This window comes from Flavobacterium sp. Arc3 (assembly GCF_041431375.1).
Lineage (GTDB): Bacteria > Bacteroidota > Bacteroidia > Flavobacteriales > Flavobacteriaceae > Flavobacterium.
Window position 1 is genome coordinate 61,395 of the sequence record NZ_JASMRI010000004.1, and the last position, 17,173, is coordinate 78,567.

At 37.8% G+C, this 17,173-nt stretch carries 19 protein-coding genes; 6 read left to right on the forward strand and 13 right to left on the reverse strand.

Going from position 1 to position 17,173, the window contains the following annotated elements:
* Positions 1 to 10: 10 nt before the first annotated feature.
* The 5 genes from QO200_RS03930 to QO200_RS03950 are packed head-to-tail and all read left to right on the forward strand — an operon-like array spanning position 11 to position 3,598.
* Entirely contained in the window at positions 11 to 298 is a 288-nt protein-coding gene (locus tag QO200_RS03930) for a nitrogen regulatory IIA protein (RefSeq protein ID WP_371536631.1), read from the forward strand.
* A complete protein-coding gene (traM, locus tag QO200_RS03935; RefSeq protein ID WP_371536632.1) occupies positions 285 to 1,613 on the forward strand; it encodes a conjugative transposon protein TraM in 1,329 nt (442 codons plus the stop codon). The genes QO200_RS03930 and traM overlap by 14 nt, the downstream gene beginning before the upstream one ends.
* Before the next feature lie 32 nt (positions 1,614 to 1,645).
* The gene (traN, locus tag QO200_RS03940) at positions 1,646 to 2,539 is read left to right on the forward strand and encodes a conjugative transposon protein TraN (protein WP_371536633.1); all 894 of its coding nucleotides are present in this window, start codon (positions 1,646 to 1,648) and stop codon (positions 2,537 to 2,539) included.
* A 25-nt stretch (positions 2,540 to 2,564) separates the two neighbouring features.
* Positions 2,565 to 3,125: a conjugal transfer protein TraO gene (locus tag QO200_RS03945; RefSeq protein WP_371536636.1), complete on the forward strand. Its 561-nt coding sequence runs from the start codon at positions 2,565 to 2,567 to the stop codon at positions 3,123 to 3,125.
* An 11-nt stretch (positions 3,126 to 3,136) separates the two neighbouring features.
* A complete protein-coding gene (locus QO200_RS03950) occupies positions 3,137 to 3,598 on the forward strand; it encodes a DUF3872 domain-containing protein (protein WP_371536639.1) in 462 nt (153 codons plus the stop codon).
* Between the two features lie 58 nt (positions 3,599 to 3,656).
* Here the strand turns inward: QO200_RS03950 and QO200_RS03955 are convergent, their stop codons facing one another.
* From QO200_RS03955 to QO200_RS04015, 13 genes are all read right to left on the reverse strand, one after another.
* Positions 3,657 to 6,113, reverse strand: a complete 2,457-nt coding sequence (locus QO200_RS03955) for a DUF262 domain-containing protein (RefSeq protein WP_371536640.1) — start codon at positions 6,111 to 6,113, stop codon at positions 3,657 to 3,659.
* Between the two features lie 11 nt (positions 6,114 to 6,124).
* A complete protein-coding gene (locus QO200_RS03960; protein ID WP_371536643.1) occupies positions 6,125 to 7,993 on the reverse strand; it encodes a DUF262 domain-containing protein in 1,869 nt (622 codons plus the stop codon).
* A gap of 178 nt (positions 7,994 to 8,171) precedes the next feature.
* On the reverse strand, positions 8,172 to 8,756 hold the full coding sequence (locus tag QO200_RS03965) for a hypothetical protein (protein ID WP_371536644.1): 585 nt from the start codon (positions 8,754 to 8,756) through the stop codon (positions 8,172 to 8,174).
* 49 nt (positions 8,757 to 8,805) lie between these two features.
* A complete protein-coding gene (locus tag QO200_RS03970) occupies positions 8,806 to 9,690 on the reverse strand; it encodes a hypothetical protein (RefSeq protein ID WP_371536647.1) in 885 nt (294 codons plus the stop codon).
* Between the two features lie 552 nt (positions 9,691 to 10,242).
* Positions 10,243 to 11,049 (reverse strand): PRTRC system ThiF family protein, encoded by an 807-nt coding sequence (locus QO200_RS03975; protein WP_371536649.1) that lies wholly within the window; start codon positions 11,047 to 11,049, stop codon positions 10,243 to 10,245.
* Positions 11,049 to 11,774: a PRTRC system protein B gene (locus QO200_RS03980; RefSeq protein WP_371536651.1), complete on the reverse strand. Its 726-nt coding sequence runs from the start codon at positions 11,772 to 11,774 to the stop codon at positions 11,049 to 11,051. Before QO200_RS03980 ends, QO200_RS03975 begins: the two co-directional genes overlap by 1 nt.
* On the reverse strand, positions 11,771 to 12,943 hold the full coding sequence (locus QO200_RS03985; RefSeq protein WP_371536654.1) for a hypothetical protein: 1,173 nt from the start codon (positions 12,941 to 12,943) through the stop codon (positions 11,771 to 11,773). Before QO200_RS03985 ends, QO200_RS03980 begins: the two co-directional genes overlap by 4 nt.
* 17 nt (positions 12,944 to 12,960) lie before the next feature.
* Positions 12,961 to 13,179 carry a PRTRC system protein C gene (locus tag QO200_RS03990; protein ID WP_371536656.1) on the reverse strand — a complete coding sequence of 73 codons (219 nt, stop codon included), beginning with the start codon at positions 13,177 to 13,179 and terminating at the stop codon, positions 12,961 to 12,963.
* 33 nt (positions 13,180 to 13,212) lie between these two features.
* On the reverse strand, positions 13,213 to 13,743 hold the full coding sequence (locus QO200_RS03995) for a PRTRC system protein E (protein WP_371536659.1): 531 nt from the start codon (positions 13,741 to 13,743) through the stop codon (positions 13,213 to 13,215).
* Entirely contained in the window at positions 13,727 to 14,101 is a 375-nt protein-coding gene (locus QO200_RS04000; RefSeq protein WP_371536660.1) for a hypothetical protein, read from the reverse strand. Before QO200_RS04000 ends, QO200_RS03995 begins: the two co-directional genes overlap by 17 nt.
* A 6-nt stretch (positions 14,102 to 14,107) precedes the next feature.
* Positions 14,108 to 14,338, reverse strand: a complete 231-nt coding sequence (locus QO200_RS04005) for a hypothetical protein (RefSeq protein WP_371536662.1) — start codon at positions 14,336 to 14,338, stop codon at positions 14,108 to 14,110.
* A gap of 235 nt (positions 14,339 to 14,573) precedes the next feature.
* Positions 14,574 to 15,647 (reverse strand): DUF932 domain-containing protein, encoded by a 1,074-nt coding sequence (locus QO200_RS04010; protein ID WP_371536663.1) that lies wholly within the window; start codon positions 15,645 to 15,647, stop codon positions 14,574 to 14,576.
* Between the two features lie 45 nt (positions 15,648 to 15,692).
* Complete coding sequence (locus QO200_RS04015) at positions 15,693 to 16,070, reverse strand: single-stranded DNA-binding protein (protein ID WP_371536665.1); 378 nt, start codon at positions 16,068 to 16,070, stop codon at positions 15,693 to 15,695.
* Between the two features lie 458 nt (positions 16,071 to 16,528).
* Here QO200_RS04015 and QO200_RS04020 point away from each other — a divergent pair, with 458 nt between their 5' ends.
* Entirely contained in the window at positions 16,529 to 16,801 is a 273-nt protein-coding gene (locus tag QO200_RS04020) for a DNA-binding protein (RefSeq protein WP_371536668.1), read from the forward strand.
* Positions 16,802 to 17,173 lie beyond the last annotated feature (372 nt).

Genomic DNA, 17,173 nt, shown 5'->3' on the forward strand with positions numbered 1-17,173 from the left:
AAAATGCCGTATGGAAAATTTAAGAACAAATATGAGCGAGTGGTTTGACAGGCTGGATCAGCGCTGGCAGGTGCTGCCTGTAAGGAAACAACACAGCTATACACTGTGCTTTTTTACAGGGTATCTGCTGCTTACCATAGGGGTCATTTTTAAAGTAGGACTCGATACGACAAGATCCGATAATGACATGGTGATAAAGCATATTGAAAACCCTGTCGGTAAAAAGAAAGAAAGTCCTGCAACGATACAGGACACTTTGATAACAATTCTAAAAAATAAGATTTATGAAGGAAAATGAAAAAAAGGTCAGCATTCTTGTTGAGGAAGGCGGCCAAAACAAAACATCCAATCTTCCGGATGATGGAAAAAGCAAGAAGGAACGACTTAAAAAGCCCCTGATATTCGTTTTAATGGGCATCGTGTTTTTAGGCTGTATGTACCTGATATTTAAACCGTCTTCTGAGAAAAAGGAAATCGAAAACATCGGACTCAACGATGCCGTTCCAGAGGCGAGCGATGCGGGAATGCAGGCAGACAAACAAAAGGCCTACGAGCAGGAAATGCTGGAACAGAAAGATCAGGAAAAACGCAACGCCCTTACCACACTCTCCGACTATTGGAATGAGGACAGTTCATCCGATGACGTAACAGAGACAGCAGCCGATGAAGAAGACCCAGACAATGGAACTGGCGGCAGCACTGGAAAACCCGGCAACCCGGCACTAAACAGCTATCGCAACGCACAAAGCACACTGAGTTCTTTCTATCAGGACGATAATGGCGAAACACAGGAACTCCGCAGGCAATTGGACGAGCTGAAAGAAAAGCTGGCTGAAAAAGAGGTACCTGCCGGTATAACCGCAGATGACCAACTGGCACTCATGGAGAAATCTTATCAGATGGCTGCAAAGTATCTTCCTTCTGGAACCAATACCATTCAGGGTCCAAACAGCAACAGCAGTAGTACTGTTACTCCTGTGGCTACGCAGGCGGCATATTTTTCCGCAATCACCCCAGTAAGGAAAAGTGCTGTATCATCCCTGTACCGTGAACCCAACGACAGTACCTTTTTGGCGGACTGGAGCACAACCAGAAACCGCAGTTTTTATACCGCAGGTTCGGTGCAGCAAGTTGTACAGCCAAAAAACAGCATCAAAGCCTGTGTACAGGAAACACAGACCATTATCGGCGAAAGCGTGGTGCGACTGCGTTTATTGGAGCCTGCTAAAACACCTAACCGTATCATTCCGAAGGGCACAATCTTAACTGCTAATACTAAGATTCAGTCAGGACGTTTACAGTTAAAAGTTACTTCCATAGAACTGGAGGGCAATATCATCCCTGTGGATATCACCATTTATGACCTAGATGGCCAGCAAGGTTTGTTCGTGCCGTATTCACCGGAAATGAATGCCCTTACCGAAATGGCCGGCAATATGAGCCAGACTTCGGGAACAAGCCTCATGCTGACCCAATCGGCAGGACAGCAAATAGCCGCAGAGATGAGCAAAGGAGTGGTTCAGGGAATCTCGGGGTACTTCTCGAAAAAAGTAAGGACACCAAAAGTTACCCTAAAGGCCGGGCATCAAGTTTTCCTTGTCTCTAAAAAATAAAAAGTAATAGTAAACTTAAAATCAATTAAACAATGAAAAATCATTTAAAAACCTTTTGGGCTTTTGCCGTGATGATCGGCTTCGCCACACAATCTTTTGCACAAGACAGTGTAAAAGCTCCACTTGCTTTGGGCAAAATAGAACCGTACCAAATGGAAGTTACTTTCGATAAGACTTCCCATCTGATTTTTCCGACTGCGATCCGTTATGTGGATCTGGGAAGTGAATACCTGATTGCAGGAAAGGCTGAGGATGCCGAAAATGTGCTGCGCGTAAAAGCATCGGTAAAGGAATTTGAACCCGAAACCAATTTTTCGGTGATTACCAATGACGGTCGCTTTTACAGCTTCAATGTGTTTTACAGTTCCTGTCCACAGACGTTGAGCTATGACCTGCAGACTATGCAAAAAACGGTGGATAAGGCCAGCGGAAACGATGTGCTTTTTGAAGAGTTGGGAAACAACCCGCCATCTCTGGCAGGTCTGTTACTGGAAACGATCTACAAAAAGAACAAGCGCATCGTAAAGCATATCGGCGCTAAAAGTTTCGGCATACAGTTTATCCTGAAAGGCATTTACATCCACAACGGGAAATACTATTTCCATACGGAACTTGCCAACCGCACCAATGTCCCTTTCCAGATTGATTTTGTCAATTTCAAGGTGGTGGACAAAAAGTTAGCCAAGCGTACCGTAGTACAGGAAAGACCAATGATACCGCTTCGTACTTACAAGCCGCTGGATGAGATTAACGGAAAAACAGTCGAACAAAATGTGTTCCTGCTGGACCAGTTTACCATTGCCGATGACAAGGTACTGTTGATTGAGATTTTCGAGAAGAACGGCGGCAGGCATCAAACACTTCAGGTAGAAAATTCGGATTTGATAAGAGCCCGACTGATTAAGGATATGCATCTGAAAATATAATTAATCTCAATAAAAAAAACAATAAATGAAAAAATATCTATTTGCAGTGCTGTTTGTAGTAACAAGCATCACTATTGTACAGGCACAGCGAATGCTGCCCAAACAAAAAGGACTGGAAATAAACACAGGAACCTTATTCAATGATAGTCCCGGCAGAAATTATTACCTCAGCATAGGGCTGACCGTAAATGGCAGAAACGGTAATTACCGATTATGGGCATTGGAATATACCCACCAATATTCAAAATACAAAGAACTGAGAATACCTCAGGAAACGTACAGTATGGAAGGTGGCTACAGTTTCTATCTGTTGGGAGATACAAGAAAAAATATTTCCCTCAATGCAGCCATCACCGGGGGTATCGGTTATGAAACCATCAATCGTGGAAATGACATCCTATATGATGGTGCAAAGATTCTCAATGAGGAGAACTTTGTCTACGGTGCGGGAGGAAAATTGTCTCTGGAAACCTATTTATCCGATCATTTTGTATTGCTGGTTCAGGCAAGGGCAAAAGTATTTTGGGGAACATCGCTGGAACAGCTTCGACCATCGGCAGGTGTTGGTTTGCGACATAACTTTTAAAAACAGCAATTATGAAATCATTAATCAATTACAGAAACATCGGTTTTACAGTACATTTTAAATATCTATGGCTGTTTTTTGCGGTAATGCTAAGCACAAGCCTTCTTTCGTCATGTGGTAAGGAGGATTTGGAAATCAAAAAAGATTTTCCATTTGAAGTTAGTGTAATGCCGATTCCTAAGGAAATTGCCAACGGTAATACCATTGAAATAAGGCTTGCGATTCAAAGAACTGATAAATATAGCGGTACCCAGTATTTTATCCGCTATTTTCAATATGATGGTCTGGGCCTGCTGCGATACGACCAACAGCATGCTTATCTTCCCAATGATTTATATCTGGTACCAGCGGAGAAATTCCGGCTGTATTATACGTCGCAGTCCTTTGTGACACAGTCTTTCACTGTCTGGATTTCGGATACCTTTGGTAATGAGAAGCAGTTGAGTTTTGAGTTAAACAGCATAAACAGATAAAATTAGTAACGATTGCTATAAAGTGAATTGACCTGCTATATTTTAGCAGGTCAATTTTTTACGATTTGTTTTTTAGGGGTACTGGATCGGTAAAAGACAGTTCAACAGGCGTAATCTCTGTTGTTAAGTCTATTATCTGATCTCGAATTTGATTTATCAAAACTCCTACTTGAGTTGTGCTCGTAACATTTTGGTAGCAATACCTTTTTCTTATCAGCCAATCGGATTCTATATCAATGGTTTGGATGCTTACATTGATTGGTAAAGTCGCTTTGCCATCATCTTTCACTCCTATTTTTAAATCACCTATATCATCAAACTCTGCTGTGATGTTAAAATCAGTTTTTGAAACATTTAATTCGAACTTTGGACCCCAATAAAAATCTGCATTATCACATTTATTAGTTGATTCAAACCCAAATTTCGATATCAGCTCTGTAGCTATTTTGTTCCGATAAGTATCTAAGGCAACCCAGTCATACCAACTTCTTGGACGGTGTATATAAATATGATTGTTCGACCATTTTAGTTTCATCGCATCCTTAGTTTGCATCCATACTTGCAGATTAGCATCTTGATACAATTGACTATGAATATGTTTTGCTTTATCTATTACTGATTGTTCTATTGTCCAACCATTAATATCTGATACAGATTTTATCATTGTACTCAAATCTGAAACCACAGTCTTTTCGTCTGTTAAATCACATAACGTGCAAACAAATGATTGAACTTTAGTATTTCTTCGGAGCAACAATTGCCAGTTGTCGAAATTATCTCCAAAATTAAAGGCATATAAATCGTCCCAATTGTTTATACTGGAAATTACTGCTCTAATTAATATATGCTCATTTGCTAAAGAATCTTTTGTCCCTTTAGATGAAAAGAACTTTTGAGAAATACCTAAGCGGTGTTTGAAACTTTTAATGTCAGGTTTGTTTAAAAGTAAAAAGCCAATATTCCCTTGAAATAATTGATGTTTTTCTGCTAAAATTAGTTCAGCTTCCCACGCTGGATCTGCAATAATCAATTCTGCCTTTAATTTCTCCTCCTCTAATTGTGCTTTTACAAATGATGTTTCATTTTGAATAATGGCTTGTAGCGACGAACCTGCTATGAATTTGTATATATCCCCCGAACCTGCTGATAGCTTGTCTACAATCCTCATAATGTTAATCATTACAGTGATACTTCTAATATCCGGGTCAATGATGATATTCCAAACAACCCTTATCCAGTTCTTGAATTTATCAATGTTAAAAGTATTCTTTTGAAGGTAAAGTGATATTGCAAGAAATAAGATTCTCTGACGTTGATTAATCTTTTCGTCAAATAAATTCCAACTGTCTTTTACTGCCCAAACTGGTTGAAGGCTTTTCTGGATTTCATTAAAATTCTCAGACAACCCGTCAAGAGTATGCTGAGCATCTGATATTACATTCTGCTTTTCAAAAAGTTGCTTATAAAAATCGAATCCTTCATATTTAAAATTCACTTTACTGTCGCCATTGCCATATAATTTTTTAAAAACCTCACCCTTCTCAATCATATCAGGCAACTCTAGACTTGAAGTAATATGATGATTAAGCAGAAAACGATTCCAAAAACGCAGGTAATAAATATCGATGTTTGTGTCGGTTTTGTATTGTTTTATGTATTCCCAAAATAAGTGAGTCCAACTGTTATCTAACTTTGTAGCAAATGAAAGATGATAAGGCATTTCCCTTCCTTTCAGTTTTACTTTATTTTGAAACTCCTTGCTGTTGGAATTTTTCTCATCTCTAATCCAATTGATTAAATCAGCTTTTAAATTCTCAAAATCTGTGAGTTGTTTTCCCCTGGCATTCATTTTAATATATAGCTCATCCGATAGATTGAAGCCCCCTAAAGGCAAAATGTAGAATGACAGCTTGGATAATGATGGAAACAAATTAATAGAAGCGTTATTTGTCAATTCTTGTTCGTAAAAGGAATGAATTGCATCCAACATTATTAGCATTGCTGTTACAGTTGGGTCTTTCTCGAAACGACCAAAAAACCAAGCTGAATTGGCAATTTCTTTTTTAGGTTCTCCTTTAAAACTTATTGAAATGTCAATTAGTTTTTCACAGAAATCTCTTGCACTACTCCTTGTTGCATAGGTAAAACCTTTTAATGTTGTAAGTAATGAATCAAGTTCGCTGGCTTTCAACTCTCTTTTACCGATATACCAATGCAATAAGAAAAGAGTAGTTAATCGTTGTTGTCCATCTAAAGGGATAAAATGTATTTTCATGTCCAACTCTTTGATGGAACCATAAACAAAATCTAGTTCCAAATTTTCATCCTTTATCAAAGCATTGAATATTGATTTAAGAAACCGGTTACGAATTTCAAGTTCTTCGGCTCTGCCTTGGGCATAATCACGTTGAATCATAGGGATTTGAATTCCCTCAAACTTATATGTTATTGAAATGTCTTGTTCTTCAATGATTAACTCTTTTGATAAAATATCTATGAGATTATATTTATTCATCTGTTGGCATATTAGGGTTTACTAGGCAAAAAGGCTTCCAACTTATCGGCAATAATGTTTCTATATTTTTTTATATCCGATTCGTTCCATTTGGTTCGGCTACCCGCTTTTAAATCAAAATATTTTAGGAACAGATTTTTTGTCCAGATTGGAATAAAAGTTCCATTCATATCTTTATCTATAATAATTCTTCGCTTGGTTGGAAACAGAGAATTGCCATAAGAACGATTTGTTTCGGCATCCAGCAATGTTAGATTACCAATGTTATTTTTTAATAGTTCATCATTTGTTTCTTCACCTGCAATTCGGATTATTTCGCCTTGTATTAATTCAAAACTTTCTTTTGATTTTTCATCTTCTATAAATGACTTTATACGTTCGGCAAGTTTTAAATCTTTATTAAACTCTTCTGTATCTTGCAAATCACTCTTTGCAGTTATTATCCATTCTATTTGCGTAGGTTTATCACTTAAAGGATTTTCAGTAAAGGAGTCAATATGTTCAACATCCCATTGCTCTTCTTTAAATGATTTATAAGGGAATTTGAAAATGATGCTTTTGCTTTCGCATTGTTCAATAACATATTGAATGTTCAAAAGCAATAAAAGTTCTTTGATTTGTTGTTTTTGCTTTGGTTTGGCATAGCTTAAATCCAGATATGGTTGCTTATTTTCATCAATAGCCCATTTAATACCTTGAAATCTTTTCTCAACCCTTTTTTTTAATTCTTCGGTTATATCATTTTTTGTATTAGTGTTTGAATCAGTTAAATCAAATAGTTCTACAATATTATCACTACAATAAATTAAAAAACCAATATAATGATACCACACCGGGTTATTATACCATTCCAAAAAGGTATTGAAATAATGGGCTACTGTACTCCATTCATTTTTTATGAAATTAAAATCACTCTTACCATCAAAACGCTGATAGAAATATCGAAATGTTGCGTATTTATCTGTGCCTATCGATTCAATAATATCAGGCTGATGTCTTTGTGCAACAGCACAAATGATGTCGAAAATAAATTCAATTCTTGAAGCTTTTTTATTTTCGCTCCTATTCAAGAACCACCAAAAATCGTCATCCTGTAATGCGTTTTCAATTCTGTCCCATTCATTCGCAATTTCTAATTGGCGAAGTTTGGCTAATTCATTTTTATCTGCTCCAAAATTTCCCTCTTGCAGAAATAATGCTTTTATAAGTTCGGAATTGGTAAGCGATATTTTACCTAAGTTAATTCGGATGAAAGTATCAATTGGATTTTTACCATCTTCAATTTGATACCATATTACTTGAACCGCCCCTTTAATAGGATTATTGATATCACCGTGTGCATAAACAAGCGTATTAATTATAGCTTCTCTTACACCTCGTGGACTTTCTTGCTTTTCAAACCACTCTCTAATATGCTTATAAGCATTTGATATGTGATAATAATCAATTGTTTCGGTATTGTTTTCAGTGATGCTATTTAAAAAGCGTTCTGTGTCTTCTCTTGTTTCATATTCAACCTTGAAAACATCTTTTCCATATTCTTTTTTTAGTGGATCACCTTTTAAATGTTCCTTTATGAGATATGTAAATAAAACCCTTATAGTTGTTAACCTTTGCTGACCGTCAACTAACTCCCAACCTTCAGTATTTTCAGTGTTGCCATCTGAAAGTGTTCTTTCCCACTTATGGGGTTTTACCACTACCGGTTGCAGGCAATAAAATTCGTTATCTGCTTTCTTCCGGATAGCAAAAGCATAAATATCATTTAATAAATCTTCTACTTGTTGCTTTGTCCAGCGATAACCGCGTTGATAAGATGGAATATAAAAGTTTCTTTCTAAAAGTTCGCTGATTGAAAATAGTTTTATTGTATTACTCATTCTGTAGTTTACTTACCTAATTTTATTCTGATTTTTAAATTCTGTCGTGGTTGTGTCGTCTTTTTATACTTACTAGCAACTTTCCGCGGTTTTGCGCAGTGGCGGCAACTTACCGCTTTGTTGTAAATATATGTAAATTTCCGCCTGAGTATTTTCCTGCTAAGGAAAATAAAACCAGCTATTGTGCAAAATCGCTGTTAACTGCTGCCATTTGCACTTTCTCCGTGTAGTTTTTAGAGCGAAATGAACAAATTAATAAGTTACATTTATTTTGAGCGTCAACATTCACTTCCAGCAATGTGCAATGTGATTCATCTATATGAATTTCTGTTTCTTCGCTTATTCGCTTAATGTATTTTTTCCAGCTATCATTATTTAAAGGAATAGGAAACAACACAAATGAGACAATTCCATTTGGGCAATTTAATTTTTTAGCATCGTTTATTATTGATTTGATATTTTTAGAAATTCCTTTTCTACTACTTATTACGCCAGGAGTTTTCCAATTCGTATTGGAAGTTTTCAACTCAATTCTATATATGACATCTTTAAAAGAAAACGAAATATCGCATCTACATTTATTATGTTCATTTTTGGTTTCCACTTCAACATTGTCCATTTTCAGTCCTGATTCGATTGAGAGTGCCAACTCAAATTTTAACCAACCCTCGAATTTAGATTTTTTCCTCAAGAAAAAAGGAAGAATGTCTTCTCTCTTTGTGAGAATATCTTGTATTGTGATATTAATTAAAGTTTCCATCATATGAGAATGTTCTGATAAGGTTGCAGCTAAGGCGGTTTAGTAGCAGGTTTTAGTCTATTCCAAGTCTTTTATGCATTTCATGCCATTCTTTTCCGAATTGAATACTTTCTAATGCCGCTTTTCGCTTATCTTCTGGTAAACATTCAATACAGGTTGGATACTGAAGTCCTTTGTAATGTTGCTTGCATTTAGGACACAATTCCATGTTTTTTATATCAAAATTATATGCACATTTTTTACAAGCAGTTATTGCATCTTCAAACGAAAGGTATTTAATACAGTCATTTAGATGAAGCAAAAATGCCTCTTTCTCAATCTGTTCAGAATCTTTGTTTTTTGCGTGTTCTCTTTGTAGCCAATACTGAACACTTGCTAGATTATTCTTATTTCGCCATTTATCTTTTGATACAAAACACCTATCTTGAACTTCGTACGCTTCTTCATTTTCATGAAAAATAGAAATGAGTTCATTTACCGATTTGAAAATTGCTTCATCAAATTCGTGCTTACAATCCGCGCAACGATATTTTGGAATTTTTCTCACTCTTTCGCTTGGATTTTTACTCTTACAATTTGGACACAATGGAACAGGCACATAATCATAATTTTTTAGTACATAATCAGTAAACTCAGATTTTTTAATTTCTGGATTGGTCTCCATGTAGTCTTTAGCATATTCCCTTGTTATTTCTCTTAGATATTCAGAGTATTTTCTTGGGTGAGAAAGGTGCTGTATAGTTAATGTCTCTTTGCTAGAGCATATTTCACATTTGTTTTTAATAAATTTCAATCTTCTTTCTTGCCAGTCTTTTGTATTCCAAGAACGTTGTCCTTCTTTGAAGTAGCCCCAAAACTGGGCCTTTGCTAGTTCTAATTGAATTTCGCCATTCGTCAATTTGTTCCTTAGCTCTATTAGTTCGTTATATGTCAACATTTTAATCCTTGGTAATAGTTTAGACACGTGCTGTTTGTTAAACTTGCTGCTAACTTGTTTATATGATGACTAGCTCATCATTATAAACAAGTTTTTAGGTAGATTGTGATGATAAATTCTGTTTTTTATCATCATACATCTTTCAAATATAATAAATTATAAACCAGTTTTTTGGACTTGTAATAAAATAATAAAATCGCTATTGCTGGGGATCAACCTGACGGAAAGTTAAATTTATCCCCATGAATGAAGTAAAACAAAAATTGGCTTAAAAGAACAATAGAAAGGGTACCTCCAAAGCGACTTTCTTTTGCTTCTTTTCTTTGGTCGCCAGACAGGATAAAGAAAAGAAGTCCTCAGAATTTATCTATTAGGGATGTGTGTTCCTAACGAAAACTTCACAACCTCTTTGGTAAAATATAAGAGAGGAGTTTATGGATCGGCATATATTTTTGGCAAAGTGGTTGCACCGCTTAAATGCAAAAAGACTGTCCCGACCATCGGAAGGGTCTGTCTTTTTGCCGCCAGCCCCGATAACTATCGGGGTTCGAGTCAGGCGACTGGAATGGGTTGAGAACGGAAATCTTTCAGATTAAGGAAAAAACCTCTGTACTGTGTCATTCCATAACGGAACAAGCTCCATAAAAGGGAGCATCCCATTTGAGCCAATGCAGAATTGATAAACAATTCCTGTTTCTCCAATGCTTCCGCCAATGAGCAACTCGGTGTGTCGTCCTGTTGTTCGGACTGCTTTAATAATTCTCCGAATTCTTCGGTAACAAATGGCAGGCTTGCCACCGTTTCGTACTTTTCAGAATTGGGTTGCTTTATGGCTCCGATAGTGGATAGTATAACCTGTCCTGTATGCTGACTGTTCCCAAAGTCCAGCCAATATTTTGGTGCATCCCTATGGTGTTTGCGGTTGTTTTGCAGGTTCAAAATATCTGCAATATCAAAGCGGGACTGCACGCTGTCTACACAGGAAATATAAATACTTGCCTCTGCGTGTTTAGGCAATTTTTTCAATTCGTCTTTTTCAAATTTCACGGTTTCCGCTTTCCAATTCGTTCCCATAAAACGGTTTGCACGGTTTACAAGGGCAACGGATTTGTACAATCCTGTTTCACATTCTGCAAAACGCTGTCTGCCCAGATTGGCATTGGTTACAATATCATCATCCCAAAGGCGAACGGATAACCCTGCGTGTCCGAGTTCAATTAAACTGTGGTTCATTTCCATTAAGGCAGTCAATACTTTTGAGCCTGTACCACCCGCACCGATTAGGTTTACGGTTATGGGATTTGTCGGACTTATCAGGTAATTGTCCGTAAAATGTATTTTTGTTTTCTCGGTATTCATCACAATAGATTTTTAAGTGTTTTGTTATTCTTTTTCAATACTTCTTTAGGAAAGGGTTTCCCTGTCCCGATAAGGTCTTTCCAAAGATTTACACAATTGCCTTTTATCGGGCTGTTACTTCCCAATAAATGACTGAAATAGCTGTTGAAAAAATAGTCTTCCCAAGCACCCATAAATTCCTCTACCGAAGCGGAGTTTTTAATATTGATATTCACCGAACCCATACATACTTTGCCGTCTTCATAGATGTTGAAAAAAGGCGTGAAATACAAAGCCGTTTTTTCTGTCGGTCTTCTGTCACTTACAAGTGCAAATACCGAAAGGCTATTTTTGTTGGCATACCAAATCATTGGTGGTACATACACCATACCGCTCGGGATCTCCAAACCGCTTACAAAATACAATTGTCGCCTTTGCGTCTTGGTGTACCACAATACTGCACCTTTATCGGTATTGGGATTGATATGCAGAATGTTGGTCGGCAATATCCCATTGGATTTTAAAAAGGCTTTATCCTTGTTCTTTTCAGTCTGCAATGACTTTGCCAATGCATTGGCTTCCCTTTCTGTGAGTGGATGGGCATTAATAGGACTGCCGTTTTTATCCATATCAAAATGTTCCACATATACATCGGTATTCTCTCCTTTGGCTTCATAGAAAACCAAAGCGGATTTTGGATGGTATAATGTCCCGAAACTTGCGGTTATGTCGTTTGTGTTGTTCATTTTCTTGTCGTTTCATAGTTATACAATAGACTGCATATATCGTCCAAAAGGACAAATAATCTGTTCTCAAAATCAAGACTGGTATTCACTACCTCATTTGCGTCAAAGCATTTGCAAATGGTAGGTTCCTGCATTGCTCCGTACTCATTAAACTCGTTGTTGATGCTATCGGTAATGCTCTCGTACAGCCATCCTTTGGTGTTCGATATAAAGGAAATGTACTTCTCCATGCCAATGGTTTCGCTTTCGTCCTCTTCATTGTCGGGGTCATCCTTTATGGGTGCGTTTCGGAAAATGCTTTCCTGTGGATACTCCGTGTATAAAGCCAAGGCAGTACAAGCCACCTGCCGACAATCGTGGTCGAAGGTATCACAGCTTTTAAAAGCATTTAAACGCTGTTCAAATACCTGAAGATTGATACGGTTAAAAATCTTTTGTTCTATACAATCCCCAATCAATTCCGCTTGGCTAAATTCAAGTTGATACCTTTCTGCTTCGTCTGTTTCATCGTCCTGCTCCGCCCATTCCTTGTGCATTTCATACATCCAATACAGATAGCTGTTTTCCTGTCTGAAATAGGGAATATCCGCAATGTGATACAGGTAAGAGCATACGGAAATAAGCAGTTGGGCATTTTTTTTCCGTTTGGGGTCGTGCAGCATCTGATAAAGCGGTTCAATCGGAATGTAATACAGGGTTGTGCCTGTGTTGTATTTTTCCTCGCTGATAAAATAGGTTTTCTTACTGTCCTGTAGCAAACGTATTTCCTGCCAGTTTAAAACACGTTGTTTTAGCTTTTCCTCCATATCCCATAGAGCCAATGCCATATTGTAGGGATAGTCATATTGGTTGGTCTGCATTGGTTTTATCTTGTAATGCTCGGCAAGTTGGAAAAGGGATTTATAAAAATCCTTTTCCGTTCTTGCTGTTTTCTCACAAGCCTGTACCGTTTTCGTTTCTTTGAGTTTAGGCAGGAAAGAAGTCTTTAGAAAACCATTGGCAACATTGCTGTTGGTACTGATTTTCGTTTGTCTTTCTGAATCTCGTTTGCATCTTTGATTTTTTGCATCCAATGAACGAACTCGCTGAGCTGTTGGTACAACTGCTTTTGTCTTTTTTGTTCGGGAGGGCTGATTGTTCCCGATATGATAGGTGTGTGCATAATTCATCGCTTTAAAATTTTGGTTTAACCTTTAGTCCCCATCACACTCTCAAATCGGTATTCGACCGCATCGTCCCTGATGGCGGGTGCAGATATTTTGGCAGTGGTCAAAATGGGGTATCTGTTGGCATAAAAATTCAATACCGCTTCCACGCTCCAACGTGGTTCGGGGTCGGTCAGTATGATGTCCTGCCCCTTCTCTTTGAGTACAAACACTCGTTCCAATTGCGTTGCTAATAACATGATTTCTGAATTTTGCGGTTATACATTCTGTTGCTATTCTGCTCCAAAAAGACTTGGGGCGGAAAACTTGTCGGATAGTTCCGTTTTGCGTCTGCGTATCTCGTCAGCCTTTTCGGGGAACTCTGTTATTTCGGGTACTTTCATCCATGCATCACGGAATTTGCCTTCTTTTTCTAATTCATTCGCTTTTGCCATACCGTCTTTAAACTTCTTGTCTTTACCTTCTAGTTCTTTCTTCTGCCTATCGGCTTTTTCTTTCTCCATTGCGGATTGCTTTTTGGCTTCTTCCAATTGCTTCATATACGCTTCCATATCGACCATTAAGCCTGATGCGGTCTGTATAGGTGTGGTTATTTTCTCAAAAAAACCGTTGTCGAGTTCTTCTGCTGTTCCCCGAAGATTAAGGGGCGGTATGATATTCTTTGCGTTATCTCCGCATTGTTCGTTTTGCAGCATAACCGATACAATAAGGTTGTTTTCTGCTCCCTTTGCTATGGTCAGGTGCAAATCACCTTGTATGTCCATCTGTGCTATCTGATTGAAAAAATTAGTTGTCGTTTCCATAATTTAATTTTAATTTTTTAATGATTAATTCTATGATACTCTGTTCATCATGCCCTATTGCCCAAAGGCGTTGGATATATTTTTCCATATTTTCTTTATATTCCTTTTCTCCCTCATCTCCTCTAAGGATTAGCAGATGGTTGTTAAATTCGCTCACGGCTTCCCCGATTATATTGCGAAGTTTTTGAGCATATTGTTTTTCTTCTGTTTGGCTTTTTTTTGAAAGCCCCAGTTCTATATAGTTGTCCAAAACACCCCAATATACTCTGGCTTCTTTACCGTATTTACGGTGGTTCTCTACAAATTCATTATAGAGATATTCCACAAATTCAAAATTATTCCTGTTTTGTTCCGTCATGATTTCTTACTTTTTAGGGTCATTCAGAAGTTGATTAAGCCCCATCAGCTTCTTGTATATATCCAACCAATAGGCTTTTTGCCTTTTGTCAAACTCAGAAAAACTTTTGCTCTCGTGTCTGTATTCCATGTATTGGGCAGTTATCCTGATAGCTTCGTTTATGTCTGTTACCTCAATGGGGTAACCGTTCAAATCCGTTATTTGCATAGCTTTATTAGGGTAATTTTTCGGAGGCATAAGCTCCATTAATATAATAACCGAAAAGCTGTTCCCAAAGCCGTATCAGGTTATTGGTATCAACATAGAAGTATTCCGTTCGAGTACAGTAAATGATGTATACGGTCGCATCCTTGTTACCCTTGTCAAGACTTTTCGTCTTGGCGTGGCTTTTCGCCTCATCTAATGATTTTAATTGCTCCATAATTTGAATTTTATAAGGCTACCACCGATTAAGGCGGTAGCCTGTGGTTGTTTAATTAAGGTTTAAGATTTCTGCTCCGTCTGTTGCAAAAGAGACACACAGTTCAAAAGCCTTTTGGGACTTTAGCTGTGCCGTACCGCCCATTACAATACTCTGTAGCTTAGCTTCATTATCTTTGTAACTGCGTACATTTTGATAGTAGCCCGTCACAGCATTGTATGCCCCAAACAATGTGCCTTTGGTAGTTTCCATCTGCTGTGTATCGCTTACCATAGCATAGGCAAAAGCATCTTCTACGGTGTTTTTGAACAAGGTGGAAACTTCATCTTCAGCACCTTTTTTAAGCAAATCGAAAGTCTCTTTATTCGGGCAGAGTGCCAATTGGATTAGCTTTCTCACTTCTTGGTCTGTTACCTTAACTTTCGCCCACTGGTTGAATATGCCCTCTAGCTGAGTGCTTAACGTATTTGCCAATCCCATAACCTTGTGCGCATCATCCAAACGTTGTTTTGCTCCCGAAGTATGTTTGATGCGTACCACGTTGCTCATCGAACGAAGCGAAGCGTTAAGAGTGTTTTGGCATACGATGCGGATAGGAGTAAAAGCGGCTGTGATACTTCCGCTTCCATCATGCGAAGTGGTCAGAAAGATATACTTCTGAATAACATCATCACCATTGCCTACTCGAATATAATCGGGCAGTTTGGCTGTGATAAATATGCGTTCGCCATTGCCTAACGCTCCTGCGGTTTCATACAAAATTCCCTCGTCACCGCCTACAATAGCATCGAAAAAATTGAATGCTTCTCGGTTTTGTACAATGTGATAGTCTTTACCCACAACGCCCAATACTGCATTGTTATCGGTACGGATGTTGGCGTAATAGTTGGGTACTTCCAATTCGCTACTGCCTATCTCAATACCGTTTGCGGTTTCGATAATGCCCGAACCTTTTGTGTATAGCGGGCTTTTAGCGACTTCATAGTCTAATCCTGCGTGTTTGATAGCTTCTTCACTTGTTGGGTATTGTCCCACGATTTGCCCTAAGCCGTGCCACGCTTTTTCTTTTACGCTAAAGAATGAATAACGTCCTGTTGTGCTGTTGAAATTGATATTATGTGCCATGATAAAATAATTTAAAAAGTTTGAAAATTGTTTGATTACACGTTGCTAAAATGGGAGGTCTTTCTTTGGCTTTTTATTGTTGGTTTCTGTAGTAGCCTGTACCGTTTCAGATTTTTTGCCCCCTAAGTGCAGTTTGATAATTGAGGTATTGAAATTCAGCCCTGCGTGTGTTTCTCCGTTATTACCTGTCCATGCCCTTGCACTTAGCCTGCCTGTGAGTTCCACAAGAGAACCTTTAGTGAGTATTCCCACTACCTTTGGACTAATCCAATAAGCACAATCGAAGTAGGTTGTCTGCTCTATGCGTTCGCCTGCTTTATTTCGGTAGCTGTCGTTGGTTGCTACTGAAAAATTTACTACTTGTTTACTGTTCGACAATGTGCGTACCTCCGCATCTTTTGTCACTCTTCCAATGATGTTCATAATCTGTGTTCTTTAAATGTTATACAATCCTGTTTCGTTTTTTTCTCTTAACCTGCCTGCCTCAAAAAGCATTTTTCCAAAAGAAAAAGGGAAAAAAGAAAGCCATAAAAAGGTATGGACAATGCAGAAAACCAAAAGGAAACGGAATAATTGGAGGGGTACCCTTTAGGGGAGGAAACCGTTTATGCCGTAGTCTTTTGGTGGCAGGGGCGGCTGGTGTCCATAATACCTTAGCTGCCTTTTTATCCTTTTCGTATTGGGAAATGTTCCGGCAGGATAGTCTGATTCTATTATTTTGCGCAGAGGAGCGCAATAGGAAAGCATTGATTTGAATGACTTATCAAGCCAACTAATTCCATCAAAAGACATTCACATAGGGATATTAGGTTCTTAAGTACTTTTATTTAATAGCCAATATAATTTTGGGAATTGTAATAATCAGATTAAAAAAGAGGTAGATGATGAATGATTTTGTAACAAAGGATGATTTGAGGCAATTTGGATTGCTCTTAATAAATGATATCCGCAACATAATAGAAAAGACAGATATAAGTGGACAAGATACTATTGACCCCGAATGGCTTAAAAGCCGGGTGGCAAGAAAATTGATGGATATGTCACCAGGATCACTACAAAATTTAAGGGTGACGGGGAAAGTTAGGTTTAAGAAAGTATTGGGCTCCTACTACTATAATAAAACAGATTTAATGAGTCTGTTTAACGAAGAATAGAACTCATGGATTTAGATGAATTACAGAACTATGTCGCCTATATAGAAAATGATAAGAGGTTAAATGTATGGCATTTTTCACTCTTAATGGCTATTCTGTACCTAGGATGCCGACAAGGTCAAAAAAAGTCTATAAATGTAAGCAGAAGCAAAATTATGGACTTAGCGCATATTCATACCTTGCCAACATACCATAAGTATTTTAAGCAATTACAAGAAATGGGATATTTCAAATACATGCCTTCATATCATCCGGGATATAAAAGTAAAATAGAATTATTGATAAAGTCATAAAATTCCGACTACAAACTTATGTTCATATATTTTTAGCAAACATTATGCGCGCTGAAAAATTGAAGGGTGAGGAAAAATA